14 protein-coding genes are annotated in these 16,524 nt (G+C 69.2%); 2 read left to right on the top strand and 12 right to left on the bottom strand.

Annotated features, from left to right (window positions below):
• Positions 1 to 288 (bottom strand): cell division protein CrgA, encoded by a 288-nt coding sequence (locus FB473_RS17040; RefSeq protein WP_167171871.1) that lies wholly within the window; start codon positions 286 to 288, stop codon positions 1 to 3.
• Between the two features lie 135 nt (positions 289 to 423).
• Between FB473_RS17040 and FB473_RS17035 the strand changes: the two genes are divergently transcribed.
• Positions 424 to 1,203 carry a DUF881 domain-containing protein gene (locus FB473_RS17035; protein ID WP_167171866.1) on the top strand — a complete coding sequence of 260 codons (780 nt, stop codon included), beginning with the start codon at positions 424 to 426 and terminating at the stop codon, positions 1,201 to 1,203.
• A 65-nt stretch (positions 1,204 to 1,268) separates the two neighbouring features.
• Entirely contained in the window at positions 1,269 to 1,901 is a 633-nt protein-coding gene (locus tag FB473_RS17030) for an aminodeoxychorismate/anthranilate synthase component II (RefSeq protein ID WP_167171862.1), read from the top strand.
• 22 nt (positions 1,902 to 1,923) lie between these two features.
• Here the strand turns inward: FB473_RS17030 and pknB are convergent, their stop codons facing one another.
• From pknB to FB473_RS16975, 11 genes are all read right to left on the bottom strand, one after another.
• Complete coding sequence (gene pknB / locus FB473_RS17025; RefSeq protein ID WP_167171859.1) at positions 1,924 to 3,978, bottom strand: Stk1 family PASTA domain-containing Ser/Thr kinase; 2,055 nt, start codon at positions 3,976 to 3,978, stop codon at positions 1,924 to 1,926.
• Between the two features lie 154 nt (positions 3,979 to 4,132).
• Positions 4,133 to 5,539 carry a peptidoglycan D,D-transpeptidase FtsI family protein gene (locus tag FB473_RS17020; protein WP_167171856.1) on the bottom strand — a complete coding sequence of 469 codons (1,407 nt, stop codon included), beginning with the start codon at positions 5,537 to 5,539 and terminating at the stop codon, positions 4,133 to 4,135.
• Positions 5,536 to 6,954, bottom strand: coding sequence for an FtsW/RodA/SpoVE family cell cycle protein (locus tag FB473_RS17015; RefSeq protein ID WP_167171853.1), 1,419 nt, complete (start codon positions 6,952 to 6,954; stop codon positions 5,536 to 5,538). Before FB473_RS17015 ends, FB473_RS17020 begins: the two co-directional genes overlap by 4 nt.
• The gene (locus FB473_RS17740; RefSeq protein WP_208390897.1) at positions 6,951 to 8,540 is read right to left on the bottom strand and encodes a protein phosphatase 2C domain-containing protein; all 1,590 of its coding nucleotides are present in this window, start codon (positions 8,538 to 8,540) and stop codon (positions 6,951 to 6,953) included. Before FB473_RS17740 ends, FB473_RS17015 begins: the two co-directional genes overlap by 4 nt.
• A 3-nt stretch (positions 8,541 to 8,543) precedes the next feature.
• Complete coding sequence (locus FB473_RS17005) at positions 8,544 to 9,026, bottom strand: FHA domain-containing protein FhaB/FipA (RefSeq protein WP_167171849.1); 483 nt, start codon at positions 9,024 to 9,026, stop codon at positions 8,544 to 8,546.
• A 2-nt stretch (positions 9,027 to 9,028) separates the two neighbouring features.
• The gene (locus tag FB473_RS17000; protein WP_167171846.1) at positions 9,029 to 9,745 is read right to left on the bottom strand and encodes an FhaA domain-containing protein; all 717 of its coding nucleotides are present in this window, start codon (positions 9,743 to 9,745) and stop codon (positions 9,029 to 9,031) included.
• Between the two features lie 171 nt (positions 9,746 to 9,916).
• On the bottom strand, positions 9,917 to 11,680 hold the full coding sequence (locus FB473_RS16995) for an ABC transporter ATP-binding protein (RefSeq protein WP_167171843.1): 1,764 nt from the start codon (positions 11,678 to 11,680) through the stop codon (positions 9,917 to 9,919).
• A 2-nt stretch (positions 11,681 to 11,682) separates the two neighbouring features.
• Positions 11,683 to 13,527, bottom strand: a complete 1,845-nt coding sequence (locus FB473_RS16990) for an ABC transporter ATP-binding protein (RefSeq protein ID WP_167171840.1) — start codon at positions 13,525 to 13,527, stop codon at positions 11,683 to 11,685.
• Positions 13,524 to 15,077, bottom strand: a complete 1,554-nt coding sequence (locus FB473_RS16985) for an ABC transporter ATP-binding protein (protein ID WP_167171837.1) — start codon at positions 15,075 to 15,077, stop codon at positions 13,524 to 13,526. Before FB473_RS16985 ends, FB473_RS16990 begins: the two co-directional genes overlap by 4 nt.
• The gene (locus FB473_RS16980; RefSeq protein ID WP_167171834.1) at positions 15,074 to 15,853 is read right to left on the bottom strand and encodes a CbiQ family ECF transporter T component; all 780 of its coding nucleotides are present in this window, start codon (positions 15,851 to 15,853) and stop codon (positions 15,074 to 15,076) included. The genes FB473_RS16985 and FB473_RS16980 overlap by 4 nt, the downstream gene beginning before the upstream one ends.
• Positions 15,850 to 16,443 carry an MptD family putative ECF transporter S component gene (locus tag FB473_RS16975; RefSeq protein ID WP_167171830.1) on the bottom strand — a complete coding sequence of 198 codons (594 nt, stop codon included), beginning with the start codon at positions 16,441 to 16,443 and terminating at the stop codon, positions 15,850 to 15,852. Before FB473_RS16975 ends, FB473_RS16980 begins: the two co-directional genes overlap by 4 nt.
• Between the last annotated feature and the right edge of the window lie 81 nt (positions 16,444 to 16,524).

Raw genomic sequence — 16,524 nt, 5'->3', positions numbered from 1 at the left:
CTACTTCCAGAGCGTGGCGAACGCGAACGACGCGGCGATGAGGCCCAGGCCGATCAGGTAGTTCCAGTTGCTGAGGTCCTGCATGACGGGCACGCGGTTGCCCGCGATGTAGAAGACGATCAGCCACAGCACGCCGATCAGGCCGAGGGGGACGAACACCCACGGAACCCAGTCGCGGGTGCTCATCGCCATGCGTGCGCGCGACTTCGTACGTTTCTCGCCGCGCTCCCGCTTACGCTTGTCGACCTTCTTCTCCGCGGCCTCCTTGCGGACCTTCGATTCCGGCACTGCGTCTGCTCCTCGCCTGGCGTGCCGCGGCACGCGGTGTGGTTCGTGGGTGACCGGACATGGCCACCCTCCCAGTATGACCCGCGGCATGCCCGGTATCCCAATGCGGAGGGGGCGGCGGGTACTCTGGTCGCCATGGCGGCACCCCACAGCTCCGACCAGGAGGAGCCGGGCGAGGCATCGCGGCCCGGGGCCGCGCAGGTCCCCGCGCACCCCCGCGCGAGCAGCGTGAGCACGCTCGTCGTCGGTCTGCTCGCCGGAGTGCTGATCGGCTCGACTGCCATCACGGCCCAAGGCAGCGACCTGCGTCCCGACCGCACCAGCGACCTGTCCCAGATCGCCGCCGAGCAGGAGCAACGCAACCAGGAACTGATCACTCGCGCGGCCGACCTGCGGGAGCAGAACTCCGAGTTGGCCGAGCGGGAGGGCGCATCCCCGTCGGCGGCCGACTCGCTCGATCCCCAGACCGCACAGGTGGCCGGGCTCGCGGCGGTGAAGGGGCCGGCCGTGCAGGTGACGCTCACCGATGCTCCGACCAGCTTCGAGCCGCCGGGTGTCGACGCCGACCTGCTGGTCGTGCACGAGCAGGACATCCAGCAGGTCGTGAACGCGATGTGGGCCGCAGGTGCCGAGGCCCTGACGATCCAGGGTGTTCGCGCGATCTCGACCACGGCCGTCAAGTGCGTGGGCAACACGGTCGTCCTCGAAGGCGTGCCGTACGCCCCGCCGTACGTGATCACGGCGATCGGTGACCAGGAACGCATCGAGGCCGGCCTCGACTCCGACGACGGCGTGCAGGTCTACAAGCAGTACGCACAGGCGTACAGTCTCGGTTACGCCCAGACCCGCCTGAGCGAGGTGACGATGCCCGCCTACGCCGGGGCGTTGCCCCAGCAGGCCACCGCTGCTCGCTGAGCCTCTGCGAGGCCCACGGGCTGTCGGGTTGTCCTCCTCGCGCCGAGGCGGGGGACAATGGGAACATGACCGCCATCCTCGTCGTCGACAACTACGACTCGTTCGTCTACAACGTCGTGCACTACCTCGCACAGATCGGTGCCGACGTCGAGGTCTGGCGCAACGACGACACGCGGTTCGGCGATCCCGGTTGGCCCGACGGCTTCGACGGCGTTCTGCTGTCCCCAGGGCCGGGCACACCCGAGGACGCGGGCGTGTGCGTCGACCTCGTGCGGTCCCAGGCCGGTCGGCTCCCGATCTTCGGCATCTGCCTGGGGCTCCAGGCGATAGGCGTGGCATTCGGTGGTGTCGTCGCCCCGGCTCCCGAACTGCGGCACGGCAAGACCTCGCAGATCTTCCACGACGGGCGTGGGGTGTTCACCGGCCTGCCGCAGCCGTTCACGGCCACCCGGTACCACTCGCTGGCGATCGTCCCCGAGACGATGCCGGACGAGTTGGAGGCCAGCGCGCACACCGGCGACGGGATCATCATGGCCGTCCGGCATCGCGAGTTGCCGATCGAGGCCGTGCAGTTCCATCCGGAGTCGGTGCTCACCCAGGGCGGCTACCAGATCCTCGCCAACTGGCTGGCCGTGTGCGGCGACGCCGGTGCCCCCGCCCGGGCGGCCGGGCTGTCGCCGCTGATGGCGGTCGGCTGAGCGGTCGCCGGGGCCGCGCGGGTCAACCGCGCGTGGACGGGGAACTCGGTGACGAGGTGTGGCTGGACGGCGTCGCCGAGACGGCGACGTAGATCGTGATCTTCTGGCTGCGCAGATAGCCGGCGGACTCCCCGTCGGTGGGCAGCTGGTCGATGACCTTGCCCAGATTGCTGGCCACCTCGTTGGGCTGCTCGACGACCTCGACGTTCGTGAAGCCGACGGCGTTGAGGTCCTCGATGGCCTGCTCCTGCGTCTTGCCGCGCACGTTGGGCACGAGCGAGCGGCCCGTCGCCCGGACGAGGGTTATCGTCTCGCTCTTGCTCACAGTCGAGCCGGCCGTCGGCCTGGTGCTGACGATCACGCCCGCGGAGAAGTCGACCGGTTCCTGGCCCAGCGGCGCGTCCTCGACCGAGATCGAGGTGTAGCCCGCGCTGGTCAGGGTTGCCCGTGCGTCCGCCTCGGCCTGCCCGGCGACGTCCGGCACCGATCCCTGGCCGGTCGCCGCGTACAGGATGATCTGCTTGTCGGTGGTCACCTCGGTGCCTTCGGCGGGCGACACCTGGACGACCTCACCCTTCGCGGCGTCCACCCGATCCTTGTCGGCGGGTGCGTCGACCACGGTGACGTTGGTGAACCCGGCCGCGGTCAGAACGGATTTCGCCTCGTCGGAGGTCTTCCCGACCAGGCCGGTCGGGATCTTCGTCACCGGTGGGCCGTCGTTGATCGTGATCGTGACGGTGCTGCCCACCTGCACCTCGGTACCTCCCGAGGGATCTTGGGCCACCACGGTGCCCTCGCCCTCGGCCGGGCCCGAGACCCGCTCGACCTTGGGCTGCAGGCTGGCGTTCGTCAGCTGTTCGGTCGCGGCGTCCTCCTGGAAGCCCATCACGCTGGGCACCTGCACCTGGTTGTCGTCGGCGCTCGGCGCCAGGATCCGCCACACGAACAGACCGAGTGCCGCCAGCAGCACGGCGAGCAGGACGATGAGGACGATGGTCGCCGGCGACAGCCGGCGCTTCTTGCGTCCCGTGGCCGCCTCGGCGGACGCGCCCTGGTCGTAGTCCTCGTCCTCGTAGCCCTGGTCGTAGTCCTGGGCGTATCCCTGCTCGCTCGTCGCGCTGAACAGGTGCGTGGCGTCCTGGTCGTCCTCCTCGGGAGGAAGCGCACGCGTCGGCGCGGTCATCGCGGGGTCGATCGCCATGATCGCGGGCACTCGTGCGGCCACCGGCTGCCCGTTCAGCAGGCGCCAGCAGTCGTCGCGCATGAGCCTGGCCGACTGGTAACGGTCGTCGGGGTTCTTCGCGAGGGCCTTCAGCACGATCGCGTCCATCTGGGGCGTGATCTCGGGGTCGAGCTGGCTCGGTGGCACCGGCATCTCGCGGACGTGCTGGTAGGCGACGCTCACCGGCGAGTCGCCGAGGAACGGAGGGCGCCCGGTCAGCAGCTCGTAGAGCAGGCACCCGGCGGAGTAGATGTCGGACCGGGCGTCCACCTGCTCGCCACGGGCCTGCTCGGGGGAGAGGTACTGCGCGGTCCCGATGACGGCCGCGGTCTGCGTCATGGTCGCCGACGTGTCGGACACCGCCCGGGCGATGCCGAAGTCCATCACCTTGACCTGGCCTGACGGCGTGATCATGACGTTGGCCGGTTTGATGTCACGGTGGACGATGTCGTGCTTGTGCGAGTAGCTGAGCGCGTCCAGCACGCCCATGGTGTACTCGAACGCCTTCTCCGGCTGGATCGATCCGCCCTGGCGCAGGATGTCGCGCAGGGTGTGCCCCTGGATGAGCTCCATCACGATGTAGGGCACGAGCGTCCCGGAGGCGGGATCGACCTTCTCGCCGGTGTCGTAGACGCTGACGATGTTGGGGTGGTTCAGCCCGGCCGCGGCCTGGGCCTCCCGCTGGAAGCGGGCCTGGAAGATCTGATCGGTGGCGAGGTCGACGCGCAGGCGCTTGATCGCGACCTCGCGATCGAGGCGCAGGTCCCGTGCGCGCCACACCTCGGCCATGCCGCCGCGTCCGATGACCTCTTCGAGCTGGTACCGCCCCCCAAGCACAACGGGCTCGTCCGTCATAGTCCATATCCTTTCGTGCCCCAGCACGGGCCGTGGCTCGGGCCGTGACGCCGGAGTGCCGCCACAACGGATGGCCGACCGGACCATTGTGCTGGGTCAACTTGAGCGAAAGCTGAGAATGTCCCCGCCGTCGGGGAGGAACGAGGATGTCCACTCACGATACGGCCTCCAGCACCTGCCGGGCCGCGGGGGCTGCCGTGGACGAGCCGGGGTCGGCGAGGAACACCGCGACGGCGACGTGCGACTCTGTGGAGAACCCGGCGAACCACGAGTACGAGGCCGCGTCCGGCAGGGTCTCGGCGGTGCCGGTCTTGCCGCCGATCGTCTGGCCCTCGATCTGGGCCTGGGTGCCGGTGCCCTTCTCGACGACGTGCACCATCATCTGCTGCAACAGCTGGGCATTCGACTCCGACATCGCCGTGGACTGCACGGTGGGATCGTGGCTCGTCAGGACGCGCTGGTTGGTGTCCAGCACCTCCGAGACGACGTAGGGCTCCATCACCACTCCGTTGTTCGCGATGGCACCGGCCACCACGGCCATCTGCAGCGGCGTCGCGGCCACCTCGAACTGGCCGATCGAGCTCATGGCGAGTTCGGCCTGGCTGGGATCGTCCGGGAAGGTGCTGGCGGCCGAGTTGATGTCGCCGCCGAACGAGGAACCGAAGCCGAATTTCTCAGCCTGCTCGCGCACCGCGTCGGCCCCCAAGGCCATGCCGATGTTGGCGAAGCTGGTGTTGCACGACAGCGTGAACGCATTGTCCATCGTCTGCTGGGTGTTACCGCACGCCGCCTCGTTGGGAAGCTCCCGGTCGGAGTCGGGCAGCGGCAGGGACGCGGGCGTGTCGATGAGCGTCTCCGGGGCGTAGCCCGCCTCCAGAGCGGCCGCGGCGACGATCATCTTGAACGTGGACCCGGGCGGGTAGATCTCGCCGGTCGCGCGGTCGTTCATCGGCCGGGAGGCGTCGGTGCTCAGCTGGTCCCAGGACTGCTGAGCCGAACCGAAATCGGTGCTGGCGAGCGCGGACGGATCGTAGCTCGGGTAGCTGACCCAGGCCAGCACCGCACCGGTCGTGTAGTCGATCGCCACGACGGCGCCCTCGCGGCCCGCCAGCGCGTCCCATGCGGCCTGCTGCATGCGCGGTTGGATCGTCGTCTGCACCTGGCCGCCGCCGGAGGTGCGACCCGAGAGGATGTCGACGACGCGGCTGGTGAACTGCGAGTCCGCCTGGCCGGTGAGTTCGGCGTTGTACTGGTCCTCCAGCCCCGAGCGGCCGTAGTTGTACGAGTAGTAGCCGGTGATCGGCGCGTACAGGGGCCCGTTGAGGTAGGTGCGTGCGTATTCGTAGGGTCGCGTCCCGGTCTCCACGTTCTCGGCGATCGGGGTGTTGGCCGCCAGGATCGGCCCGCGTTGGCCGCCGAACTGCTCGTCCCGGACGCGCGTGTTGCGCGGGTCGTTGACCAGGTCGTCGGTGCGGACGACATAGGCGGCCGTGACGTTGATCAGCAGCGCCAGGAACATCAGGCCCACCACCAGTGACACGCCGCGCAACGAACGGTTCATGACAGCCCACCCGGTTTCACGTCGATGAGTGCGGTGCGGTCGTCCGCCAGATTCGCGATCGAGCCCAGCGGCGCCTCCGCGGGGACGGGCTGGCGCGCCTCGTGGCTGATCTGGAGCAGGATCGCGACGATCACCCAGTTGGCGATCAGCGAACTGCCGCCCTGGGACATGAACGGGGTCGTCAGGCCGGTGAGCGGCAGCAACCGCGTGACGCCCCCGACGATGGCGAACACCTGCAGCGCGAAGACGAAGCTGAACCCCGCGGCCAGGAGCTTGCCGAACACGTCGGACGAGGTGAGCGCGGTGCGCAGCCCGCGTCCGATCATGAGCATGTAGATGAGCAGGACGGCGACCAGCCCGGCCAGGCCGAGTTCCTCGGCGATGGCGGCCGAGATGAAGTCGGAGCTCGCGACGGGCGTCAGCCCGGGGCGACCCAGCCCCCAGCCCTTGCCGAACAGCCCACCCCAGGCCATGCCGTACTGGGCGGTGATGATCTGGTAGTTGACGTCGTAGTTGCTGAACGGGTCGAGCCACGAACTGACGCGTGTCGCCACGTGCGGAGCGATCCGGCCCACGGCCAGGGCCGCGCCGGTGAACAGCACCCCGCCGATGACCACCCAGCGCGCCTGGCTGGTGGCCACGTACAACATCATGATGAACAGGCCGAAGAACAGCAGCGAGGTGCCGAGGTCGTTCTCGAAGACGAGCACGATGATGCCGCCGGCCCACATCACCAGCACGGGGATCAGGTCGCGCATGCGCGGAAGCTGGAAGCCGAGCACCCGTCGGCCGGCCAGTTGGAGCAGGTCGCGGTTCTCGGTCAGATAGGACGCGAACGCCAGGGTGAGGGCGATCTTCGCGATCTCGGCGGGCTGGAACGAGTAGCCGAACACCTCGATCCAGATCTGCGAGCCGTTGAGATCGTTGTTCCGTGAGGCGAGCCCCGGCACCAGGGGCAGCAGGAGCAGCACCATGCCCGCGAGGAACAGCACGTACGACAGGCCCTGCAGCACCCGGTAGTCGCGCATGTACACCAGCACGAGCGCGAACAGGACGACGCCGAGCACCGTCCAGACCAGCTGGTTCGTGGCGCCGTTGGTGACTGGTTCGTTGCCGAGGTCGATGCGGTGGATCATGGCGAGCCCCAGCCCGTTGAGCGCCAGCACGCACGGCAGGATCACGGGGTCGGCATAGGGGCTGCGCAGGCGGACGACGACGTGGGCGCCCACACAGACCAACAGCCAGACACCGGCGATGAGCCACCAGTTGGACGGAACCGCGTCGTCCCGGTTGATGTGGGTGATGAGCCAGCCACCGATGCCCATCAGCGAGGCCGCCAGCACAAGCACCAGCTCGGTGTTGCGGCGCTTGTGATAGACCACCACCGGCTGGTCGGCGACGGCCTGCGCGGTCATCCGCAGGCCTCCAGATCGGGCCGGTCGCTGGTCGACGAGGTGGGCGAGCCGCTCGGAGTGCCGGGCGTCACCGTCACGGCCGTCTCCGCGGGGGACGAGGAGTCGGCGTCGCCGGGCGTCGACTGGTCTGTCGGCGTGGACGGGTCGGCCGGGCTCGTCGAGGGCGTCTCGGGTGTCGGCGACTGCCCGGCGGCTCGTTCGGCGATGCACTTGCGGGCCATCTGATCGAGCTTGTCGAGCTGCTCGCGGGCTTCGTCGGCGTTGTCGTACCGCAGTCGGGAGTCGCGCACCAGGCCGGCGTAGTACGGGGGGAGGTCGTCGATGCGGATGGAGCTGTCCTCGACCACCTCGGCGAGCGAGCGGCCGATGAACTCGTCCGGCAGACCGCGGTAGACGGCGACGTTGTCGTCCCTCGGCCCGATGAAGTACTGGGACGTCACGTAGGCGCGCGCCCCGAGCAGGGCACCCACGGCCAGGGCAGCGAGCAGGACGAAGGTGATGACCAGCGGCATCCATCGCAGGCGGCGGCCGGCCAGCTTGGGCGTGTAGCGATAGGCCTCGAACCGATCGGGGTCGATGACGCCCTCGGGCGGGGTGCCGGGAGCCGGCGCGAGGGGGACGGGAGCGGTCGGGACGTGGCTGTGGAGCCGTTGGGTGTCCTCGGAGCCGTCGCCCAGGTCGATCGGGTGGGTCGCGTCCACCTGTGGGATCTCGACCGTGGACGCTGCACCGAGCACCCGTGGGGATGCCGCCTCGAGGCCGGGGCTGTACTCGACCACGTCGGCGACGATGATCGTGATGTTGTCGAGCCCCCCGCCCGCATGGGCCGCCGCGGTGAGATCGGTCAGGGCCTGGTCGAGGCTGTCGTTGCTGGTGAGCAGGTGGTGGATGACGTCGTCGTCGACCATCCCGCACAGCCCGTCGGAGCAGAACAGCAGGCGATCGCCCAGTTGCGCGTCCACCAGATGGAAATCGGGGGTGTGGGTCGGCTGGCCGTTGAGCACCTTCAACAGCAGCGACCGGTGGGGGTGCGTGGCCGCGTCCTCGGGGGAGATCTTGCCCTCGTCGACCAGCGACTGCACCCAGGAGTGGTCGTGGGTCAGGCGGCGGAGCCCGCCGTCCCGCACGAGATAGCCCCGGGAGTCGCCGATGTGGCAGATGCCGTACTGGGTCCCGGAGAACATCGCGCCGCACACGGTCGTGCCCATGCCCTCGAGTGAGTGGTCCCACACCACGAGGTCGGCCAGCGTGTCGTTCGCCTTCGACAGTGCGCCGCCGAGGGACTCGAGCATCTGCTCGCCGGCGAGGTGCCGTGGCTCACCGGCGACGGGGCCGCCGAAATCGAGGGTGGGCTGCAGCGGGTCCTCGGGTGGCGGGGGAACCCCGGGGGCCCGGGGCGCCCGGTTGACCTCGTCGGCCCGGGCCAGCTCCCGGATGGCCACCGCGCTGGCGAGGTCACCGGCGGCGGCGCCCCCCATGCCGTCGGCCACCACGATCAGGCTGGGTGAGACGTAGGCCGAGTCCTGGTTGTTGGTGCGCACCAGACCGATCTCAGAATGCGCACGAATCCTCAGTGAGAAGGCCACGGCTCATGCCTCCAATTGCAGCTGCGAGCGCCCGACGCGCACCACGTCGCCGAAGCCGATGCGTGTCGGCTGTGAGATCTGCTGCCCGTTCACATAGGTTCCGTTGGTCGACAACAGGTCTTCCACGACGAACCCCTCACGGTCGTGCCAGACGCGCGCGTGGCGGCTGGAGGCGTAGTCGTCGTCGACGTCCAGCTGGCAGTCCGCTGCTCGTCCGAGCACGATCTCCTCCCCGACGGCGGGCAGCGAGGCCCAGGTGCCCTGCGCCCGTCCGCTGGTGATGACGATGCGCGCGGGCTCGGGGGGTGCGGTCGGCACGGGGGCCGGGGGCGCCTGGTGGACGATGCCGCCCCCGGCGGCCAGCTCGTCGGGTGTCACCCGGCGACCGAAGACGTCGGTGCGGATCACGTTGGTCACGAAGAGGATGAATAGCCACATCAGCAGCAGGAACGCAACCTTGAGGGCCGCAAGCAGGAGCGCGCTCAAGATCAGGACCCCACCGGCGAGTGGACGAGCATGCGGGTGGACCCGATCTCGATACGCGCGCCGTCGTCCAGTTCGGTGCGGGTGACGCGCTGGCCGTTGACGATCACTCCGTTGGTCGATCCGAGGTCCTCGATGGTCACCGTCACATCCCCGTCGCTGTGTGGCCGGACGACGACGCGGGCGTGCAGCCGCGAGATGCCGGGGTCGTTGATGCGCAGGTCGGCCTCGCTGCCGCGCCCCACGGTGAACCCGGGCGGCAGCAGCGGGTGACGCACCCCGTTGACCTCCAGCACCAGCGGTGCCCGCCTGATCGTCGTGGTGGACGCCGGCCCGCCGGACTCGGCAACCGTGGCCACCGATTCGCTGTCCACGCGGAACCTGCCGACCGACAGCGACTGGTCGCAGGCGTAGTCGATGCGGATCGGGCCGTTGAAGACGTAGTGCCGTTCCCCCGCGTGGCGACGCAACTCGGGGACGATGTCGTCGTTGATCGTGCGGGCCATGGGAGCCAGTTCGTCGTAGTCGTGCGGCGAAAGGTGCACGGTGAAGTTGTTGGGCACCAGACGCTTGTCGCGGCTGAGCAGCTTGGCCTGCGCGTCGAGTTCCTTCTGCAGCCGGGTGGCGATCTCGATCGGTTCGACCTCGCCCCGGAAGGCACGTGCGAAAAGGGTGTTGACGAAGCTCTCGAGCCTTCGCTCAAGGCTGTGCAGCCAAGCCATCGCGCCTCCTCCCTCCTGCGACCGGCGGTCGGCAGATCCTGTGGCCGGTTGTAGGATTCAGTCTGCCCAGTCGGTGGACGCACCCAAACGCCGACACGGCGATCCTATGCCATGGGCAAGGGCGGATCGCCAGCGCTGGGGGCCGTCCACCGGCTCGCGAGGTGATGCGGCTCAGACCAACTGCCACCCCTGGGCGCTCTCACGGGCCCTCCAGAAGTCGCGGTAGGGGCCCTGCCGGTCGATGAGTTCGTCGTGCGTCCCGATGGCAGCGATGCTCCCCGTGGAGTCGAGGACGACGATCTGGTCGGCCGTGCGGATCGTGTCGAGCTTGTGCGCGATCACGATCAGCGTCGAGGTGCGCCGCAGCTGTTCCATCGAGGCGACGATGTTGGCCTCGTTCTCGGGGTCGAGCGAGCTCGTGGCCTCGTCGAGCAGGACGATCGGCGCCTGCTTCAGCAACGCGCGGGCCACGGACACACGTTGGCGCTCACCGCCGGACAGGGCACGTCCGCCCTCGCCGACGCGGGTTCGCCAGCCGTCCGGCAGGCGGTCGACGATCTCGGTCACCCCGGCCAACCGTGCGGCCTCGCGCAGGTCGTCCTCGGAGGCGTCCGGACGCCCGATCCGGATGTTGGCCTCCAGCGTGTCGTCGAACAGGTAGACGTCCTGGAACACCATCGACAGCTGTGCCATGAGGTCAGCGACCGTCAGGCCGCGCACGTCCGCGCCCGCGACCAGCACCGAGCCCTCCCCGGCGTCGTGGAAGCGCGCCACCAGCTTGGCGATCGTCGTCTTGCCGGATCCCGACGGGCCGACGAGCGCGCACATCGACGAGGCGGGCACGTGGAACGACACATCGGTCAGCACGGGTGTGCCGGGCACGTAGCCGAATCCCACATGGCGGAACTCGACGGTACCGGCCGTGGGCGTCGGCGCCGAGGAGTCGGGCTCGGGAAGAGCCGGAGCACTCAGGACGTCGTCCACCTGGTGGAGCATCGGCCGGCGGTCCTCCACGCCCATGAGCTTGGAGCCGACCTCTTCCAGCGTGGTGGTGAACCGCAGGCACAGGCCGATGAAGGCGATCGCCTGCGTGGCGCCCAGCAGCCCACCCGTGGCGAGGTGGGCTGCCAGGACGATCAGGGTGACCACGATGATCTGGCCGAGCATGCCGTGCAGCAGGTTCGCCAGCAGGCTCCACCACAGGTCCTTGCGCTGGGCCGCGAGTGCCCGGGTGTTGGCCTGGTCGAGTTCGGTGAACGAGGTAGCCCGGCCGCAGGCACGCAGCGCGCCCTGTGACTGGGCGAACTCGACGATTCGCGAGCCCAGCTCGATCTCGGCCGGTTCGCTGATCTGCTTGCCGCGGGCCAGGCACCGCTGGGCCAGCTTGAGGAACCCCCAGAAGACGGGGGCCGCGATGGTCAGGACGAGCCCCAGTCGCCAGTCCCAGGCCCAGCTTCCGACGACCATGACCAGCGCGCAGGTCGAGTTGGTGACCGTCGGCGCGAGCAGGTGTGCCAGGCTCTCGCCGAGCATCATCATCTGCTGGGTCACCATGCGCGACAGATGGCCGGCGGACGACGCCTGGAACCAGCCCAGCGGAAGCTTCGCGATCCGGTTGCCGAGGTTGGTCTGGACGGACTCGATCATGTCCAGGGCGGCGGTGTAGCCGATGATGGCGTTGACGTAGGCCACCAGCCCGCTCGCCAGGGCGAGGCCGGCGAACACCCACAGCCACCCGGCGAAGCCGAGTCCCCAGCAGGGCTCTCCCGTCGACAGGGCGACGGAAGCGGGCAGCAGGAGGACCAGTGCCGTGCCCTGGAGTATCCCTGACACCGCGCTCAGAGCCAGGCTCCGCCGTAGCGCCGTCTGGCCTCGTGCAGTGAGCAGTTGCAGGTAGAGGGCCAGCAGGCCGCGTCGTGCCGCTTCGGTGCGCATGATCAGTTCTCCTTCGTGGCGGCGGAACGGTCGCCGTCGGTGGCCGAGGCTCGCAACAGGCCCGCGTAGTAGGGCTGGTCGGCGATCTCGTCGTGTCTGCCGACCGCGACGAGTCGTCCGCGTTCCATCACCGCGATCTGGTCGGCTCCCTTGACCGACGCGGGTCGGTGGGCGATGACCAGCACGGTGCGACCCGCGACGAGCTGGTTGAGGGCGCGCTGGATCTCCGACTCGGATTCGGGGTCGGTGAACGCCGTGGCCTCGTCGAGGACGAGGATCGGCGCGTCCACGATGAGTGCCCTGGCGATGGCGATGCGCTGGGCCTGACCGCCCGACAGGTCGGTGTCGTCGTCGAGGACGGTGTCGTAGCCGTTCGGGAGGGTGAGGACGAAGTCGTCGATCATCGCCGCTCGCGCGGCCTCCCGGACCTCGTCGAGGGTCGCGAGCGGCTTCGCCAGTGCGATGTTGTCGCGGATCGACATGCGCAGGAGTTGCGGGTCCTGCAGGACGAAGGCCACGTGCCGGTAGAGCACCTCGGTGGTCATCTTCCGCACCTCGACCCCACCGATCGTCACGGTTCCCCGGTCGGGGTCGGCGAACCGGGCGACGAGCGTCGCCAGCGTCGACTTCCCCGAGCCGGACGGCCCGATGAGAGCGGTCGTGGTCCCGGCCGGCAGGTCGAGGCTGACGTCGTCCACGGCCAGGGTCTCGCCGTAGGAGAAGCTGACGTGGTCGAACCGGATGTCGTTGCCCTGCGGCTCGGCGGGGTGGGGCGGGGTGGGGAGCGAGGGGGTCTCCAGCACCTGGAGAATGCGCAGCGCTGATGCCCCGGCCAGTTGGTAGGACCACTGCGAATGGCCGATCACCTCGATGGACGCCGGCAGGACGAGCGCGATGAGTGCGCAGGCGATGACGTCGGCCGCCGACACCCACCCGGCGCCGGCCATCAGCGAGCCGAAGCCGAGGTTGATCAGCAGCAGCACGGGTGGGGCCACGATCGACGAGGAGAGCGCGGAGCCCTTGAGCAGGGGGACCGTCCAGGCCAGGTAGAAGTCGGAGAACTCCCGCGCGGCCTTCGCGTAGTTGTCGTGGGCGTGGCCGACGCGGCCGAACGCCTTCACGACGGTGATCCCGCTGACGAACTCCACCATCGTGGCCGACACCCGCGCCAGGCGCGTGTCCATCTCGGCGGTCTTGATGTTCATGTCCCTCATGGACCAGGCCTGCAGCGCGGCGTAGAGGGGGAAGGCGGCGATGGTCAGCAACCCCAGCCGCCAGTCGATGACCAGCGCGTACGCCAGCAGCGCGAGGGGCATCACGACGGCAGAGGTCGTCTCGACGGGGGCATGCGCCACCAGGGTGTGGACGGTGTGGGTGTCGTCCTGGATGGCCTTGCGGATGCGCCCCGAGTTGGTCGAGGTGAACCACGCCAGCGGGGCTCTGCCGATGGCGTCGACGATACGGCCGCGGATGTGCGCGCCGAGCTTGGCGTCGGCGAAATGGGTGATCGCCAGGGCGAGGAAATACAGCGTCAGCCGGGCGCAGAACGTGCCGATCAGCACGTTCACGGTCAGTGTGACCTGTCCGGCGTCGGGCGCGGACCCGGACGACCAGGCGCGCAGCAGGATTTCGCCCAGGCGGACGAGCGCGACGTAGGGGGCGATCGCGAGTACGGCGGAGGCACCTGACAGGAGCCTGCCGAGCCGGAGCATGCCCGCGACCGGCCGCATGAGCTCGGTCATGGCGGCGCGTCCCGCGCGGTCTTTCGCGCGAGGGTCGGACTCCAGCGTCACGGCGTCCGGGGATGGCGCGGTGGTCGTGTCGGAAAGGGATGGAGCGGTGCTCATAGGGTTCCCTTCGGTGGGTTGTGGATCGGAGTACGGGTTTCGGCCTGGGGTTCACCGGGGTGTCCCGTGCCGAGGCGGCGCAGGGTCACCAGCAGGTCGGCGCAGGCGTCGATCAGTTCCAGGTCGTGGGTGATGACGATGACGACGGCACCCTGGTCGGCCAGGACGCGCAGTTGCCCGACGATCTCGACCATGTGCCGATGGTCGACTCCCGAGGTGGGTTCGTCGAAGACGTAGACGGATTTGTGGCAGGCCATGGCCGAGGCGATGACGAGCCGCTGCTTCTGCCCTCCCGACAGTGACAGCGGGTGACGGCCGGCCAGGCCGTCGAGGTCGAACCGTGCCAGCAGGTCCGCGACGTCCAGGTGGCGGGCCTGTTCGTCGGGCAGGCCGAGGGTCACCTCGCGGGCGACGCTGTCGCTGAACAGCTGGCGGTGGACGTCCTGCATCACGATGTAGCTGTCGGCCAGGCGCCGCCGCTCGTTCGCGGGCCGGCCGGAAAGACGGATCGACGACCCCGACCAGGGCCTGAGCAGCCCACAGATCAATCTCGCCAGAGTCGATTTCCCGGTTCCGTTGTCGCCGACCAGCACCGAGACGCCGCCGGCCGGGAAGGACAGGTGCCCGATGTCGAGCACCTGGTGACTTCCGTAGCCGAAGCGCACATCGTCGAGCACGAGACCGTCGTCCCCGGAGGCCTCGGCGACCGGTTCCGCCACCGGTGTCGGAGGCCGGGTCAGGCAGCGCAGACCCAGGGTGCGCCGGTCGTCGTCGGTGAGCCGCCCGAACCCCTGGCGGTCGAAGCGGGCGATGACGCGTCCCTCGTCCAGCAGGATGACCTCGTCCACGAGATCGGCCAGGAAGTAGAGACGGTGCTCGGCCACGACGACGGCGTGCCCGTCGGCCTTGAGCCCGGCCAGAAGGTCGGCGAACTCGTCGATGGCCTCGGGCGACAGGTTGGAGGTCGGCTCGTCGAACAGGACGACCCGGGTCTGCGCGGCCACCGCCTGGGCGCATGCGACCTTCTGGAGTTCGCCTCCCGACAGCCGGTCGAGGTTGCGGCCCAGCAGCGGGGTGATGCCGAGTCGCCGGGCAGCGTCGAGGATGCGCCGGGCGATCACGTCCGGGTCGTCGCCGTAGTTCTCACCCCGGAACGCGAGCTCGCTGGTGACGTCGGAGGTGAAGAACTGCGTGCGGGGATTCTGGAAGACCGTCGCGGTCGTGCGCCCCGCGTCGGCGACGTTCGTGTGGGGGACGTCGACGCCCGCGACCGTGACCGTGCCGCTGAGCCGTCCCGAGTGGAAGTGCGGCACCAGCCCGTTGAGCAGCCGCAGCGCGCTCGACTTCCCCGATCCGCTGGCCCCACACAGCAGCGTGAGAGTACCCGGCCGTACCTGGAACGACAGGTCGCGCAGGCAGGGGAGGGTCTCGTCGCCTGGCCCTTCATCGATGGCGGACGACGGGCTGTCGTCGTACGGGCCGGCGGCGCCACCGGGGCGGCCGTAGTCGAAGGTGACGTCCGTGACGTCGATGATCGGTGCGGACGTCATGGCCGCCAGCCCGAGATCCGCAGGGCCACGAGACCCGCGAGGACGACGACCATCGCGGCGTCCCGACGGCTGAAGCGCAGCCGCACGATCGACGTCGGCCGTCTTTCGGAGCCCAGCCCCCGGATGATCGCCGAGGCGCTGAGGTCGTCGGCCATCCTGCTGGTGGACGACAGCAGCGGGACCAGGATGAACTCCGCTGTTCGGACGGGGTGTACGAGAAGGCTCGATGTGGTGGGGACGAGGCCGCGCAGCCTAATCGCGTCCGTGATGGCCCGCAGCTCTCCGACGACCGTGGGGATGAATCGGAGCATGACCGAGAAGGGGATGACGACCGCGCGCGGGAGCCCCAGGGCACGCAGGGCCGCGGCCAGCTCGGTCGCCCCGGTGGAGGCCAGGACGTATCCGGCCAGCGCGAGCGAGACGCTGAACCGTGCGAACCAGAATCCTCCCCCGGTGAGCAGCGCGCCCAGACCGTTGGGCAGGAGATCGGAGGCCAGGAAGAAACAGGCCGTCCCGGCCGCGAACACCGCCAGGTACACGCGCCAGGCCGCGCCGGTCGTGACGGAGGCCAGGAGCACGGCCGCGACCACGGCTGCGGCGACGGTCACGACGAACGGCCCGGTGCCCAGCACCAGCGCGTTCACCACCAGAAGGGCCAGCAGCTTGGTACGGGGGTCCAGCGTCCAGAACCTCACGCGGGACGGGGGCCTCAGCGTCCCCTCGTCCTGGTGGACGGCGGTCGGCACGACGAGGGCGGACGCCGTGTCGTTCGTCACGAGACGACGCCCGCCCGGGCGAAGTGCTTGTCGAGCAGCTTGGTGCCGATCCATCCCGACAGACACGAGACGGCGAAGAGGACGATCATGAAGACCACCACCACCCAGGGCGTCAGGACGCCGCGGGCCGCGTCGGCGTACGCGGCACCCATGGACTCGCTGATCTCGTCGAAATAGGCCTGGGACCCGAAGAAGATCGGGAGCACGGGGCCGAGGTACCACATCTGGAACACCGCGTAGGCCAGGACGGCTCTGCCGCGCGACCGGTACTGCCCGGACCTCACGATCAGGTCGGCGACCAGGCCCAGACCGCAGGCCAGCACGATCGTCGCCCAGTAGTGGCCGGTCAGCAGCATGAGCAGGCCGACGATCGTCCCGAGGATCGTCATCGCGCCCATGACCGGGGTCCTGGCCAGGAACAGCGCGATCACCGCGCCGTCGATGAGGCTGGCGATCAGCGCTCCGACGAGGATCATCGCCGGGCTGATGATGCCGAGCATGCCGCCACCGAACATGATGACGAAATAGATGGCGGTGAAGACGCCGATGTTCACCAGGTGCCGAGCGGACAGCTTCGTGGGTTCTCCCATGTCGAACTCCTGAACCATGTTCTATTAGGTAAGGCTAACCTTATACACAGGTTCCGGAGGTCGAACAGGGGGTCCGAAAGG

It is taken from the genome of Brooklawnia cerclae, from assembly GCF_011758645.1.
Lineage (GTDB): Bacteria > Actinomycetota > Actinomycetes > Propionibacteriales > Propionibacteriaceae > Brooklawnia > Brooklawnia cerclae.
Note: the sequence above shows the minus strand (reverse complement) of the source record. Positions and strands in the feature narration are given on the sequence as shown.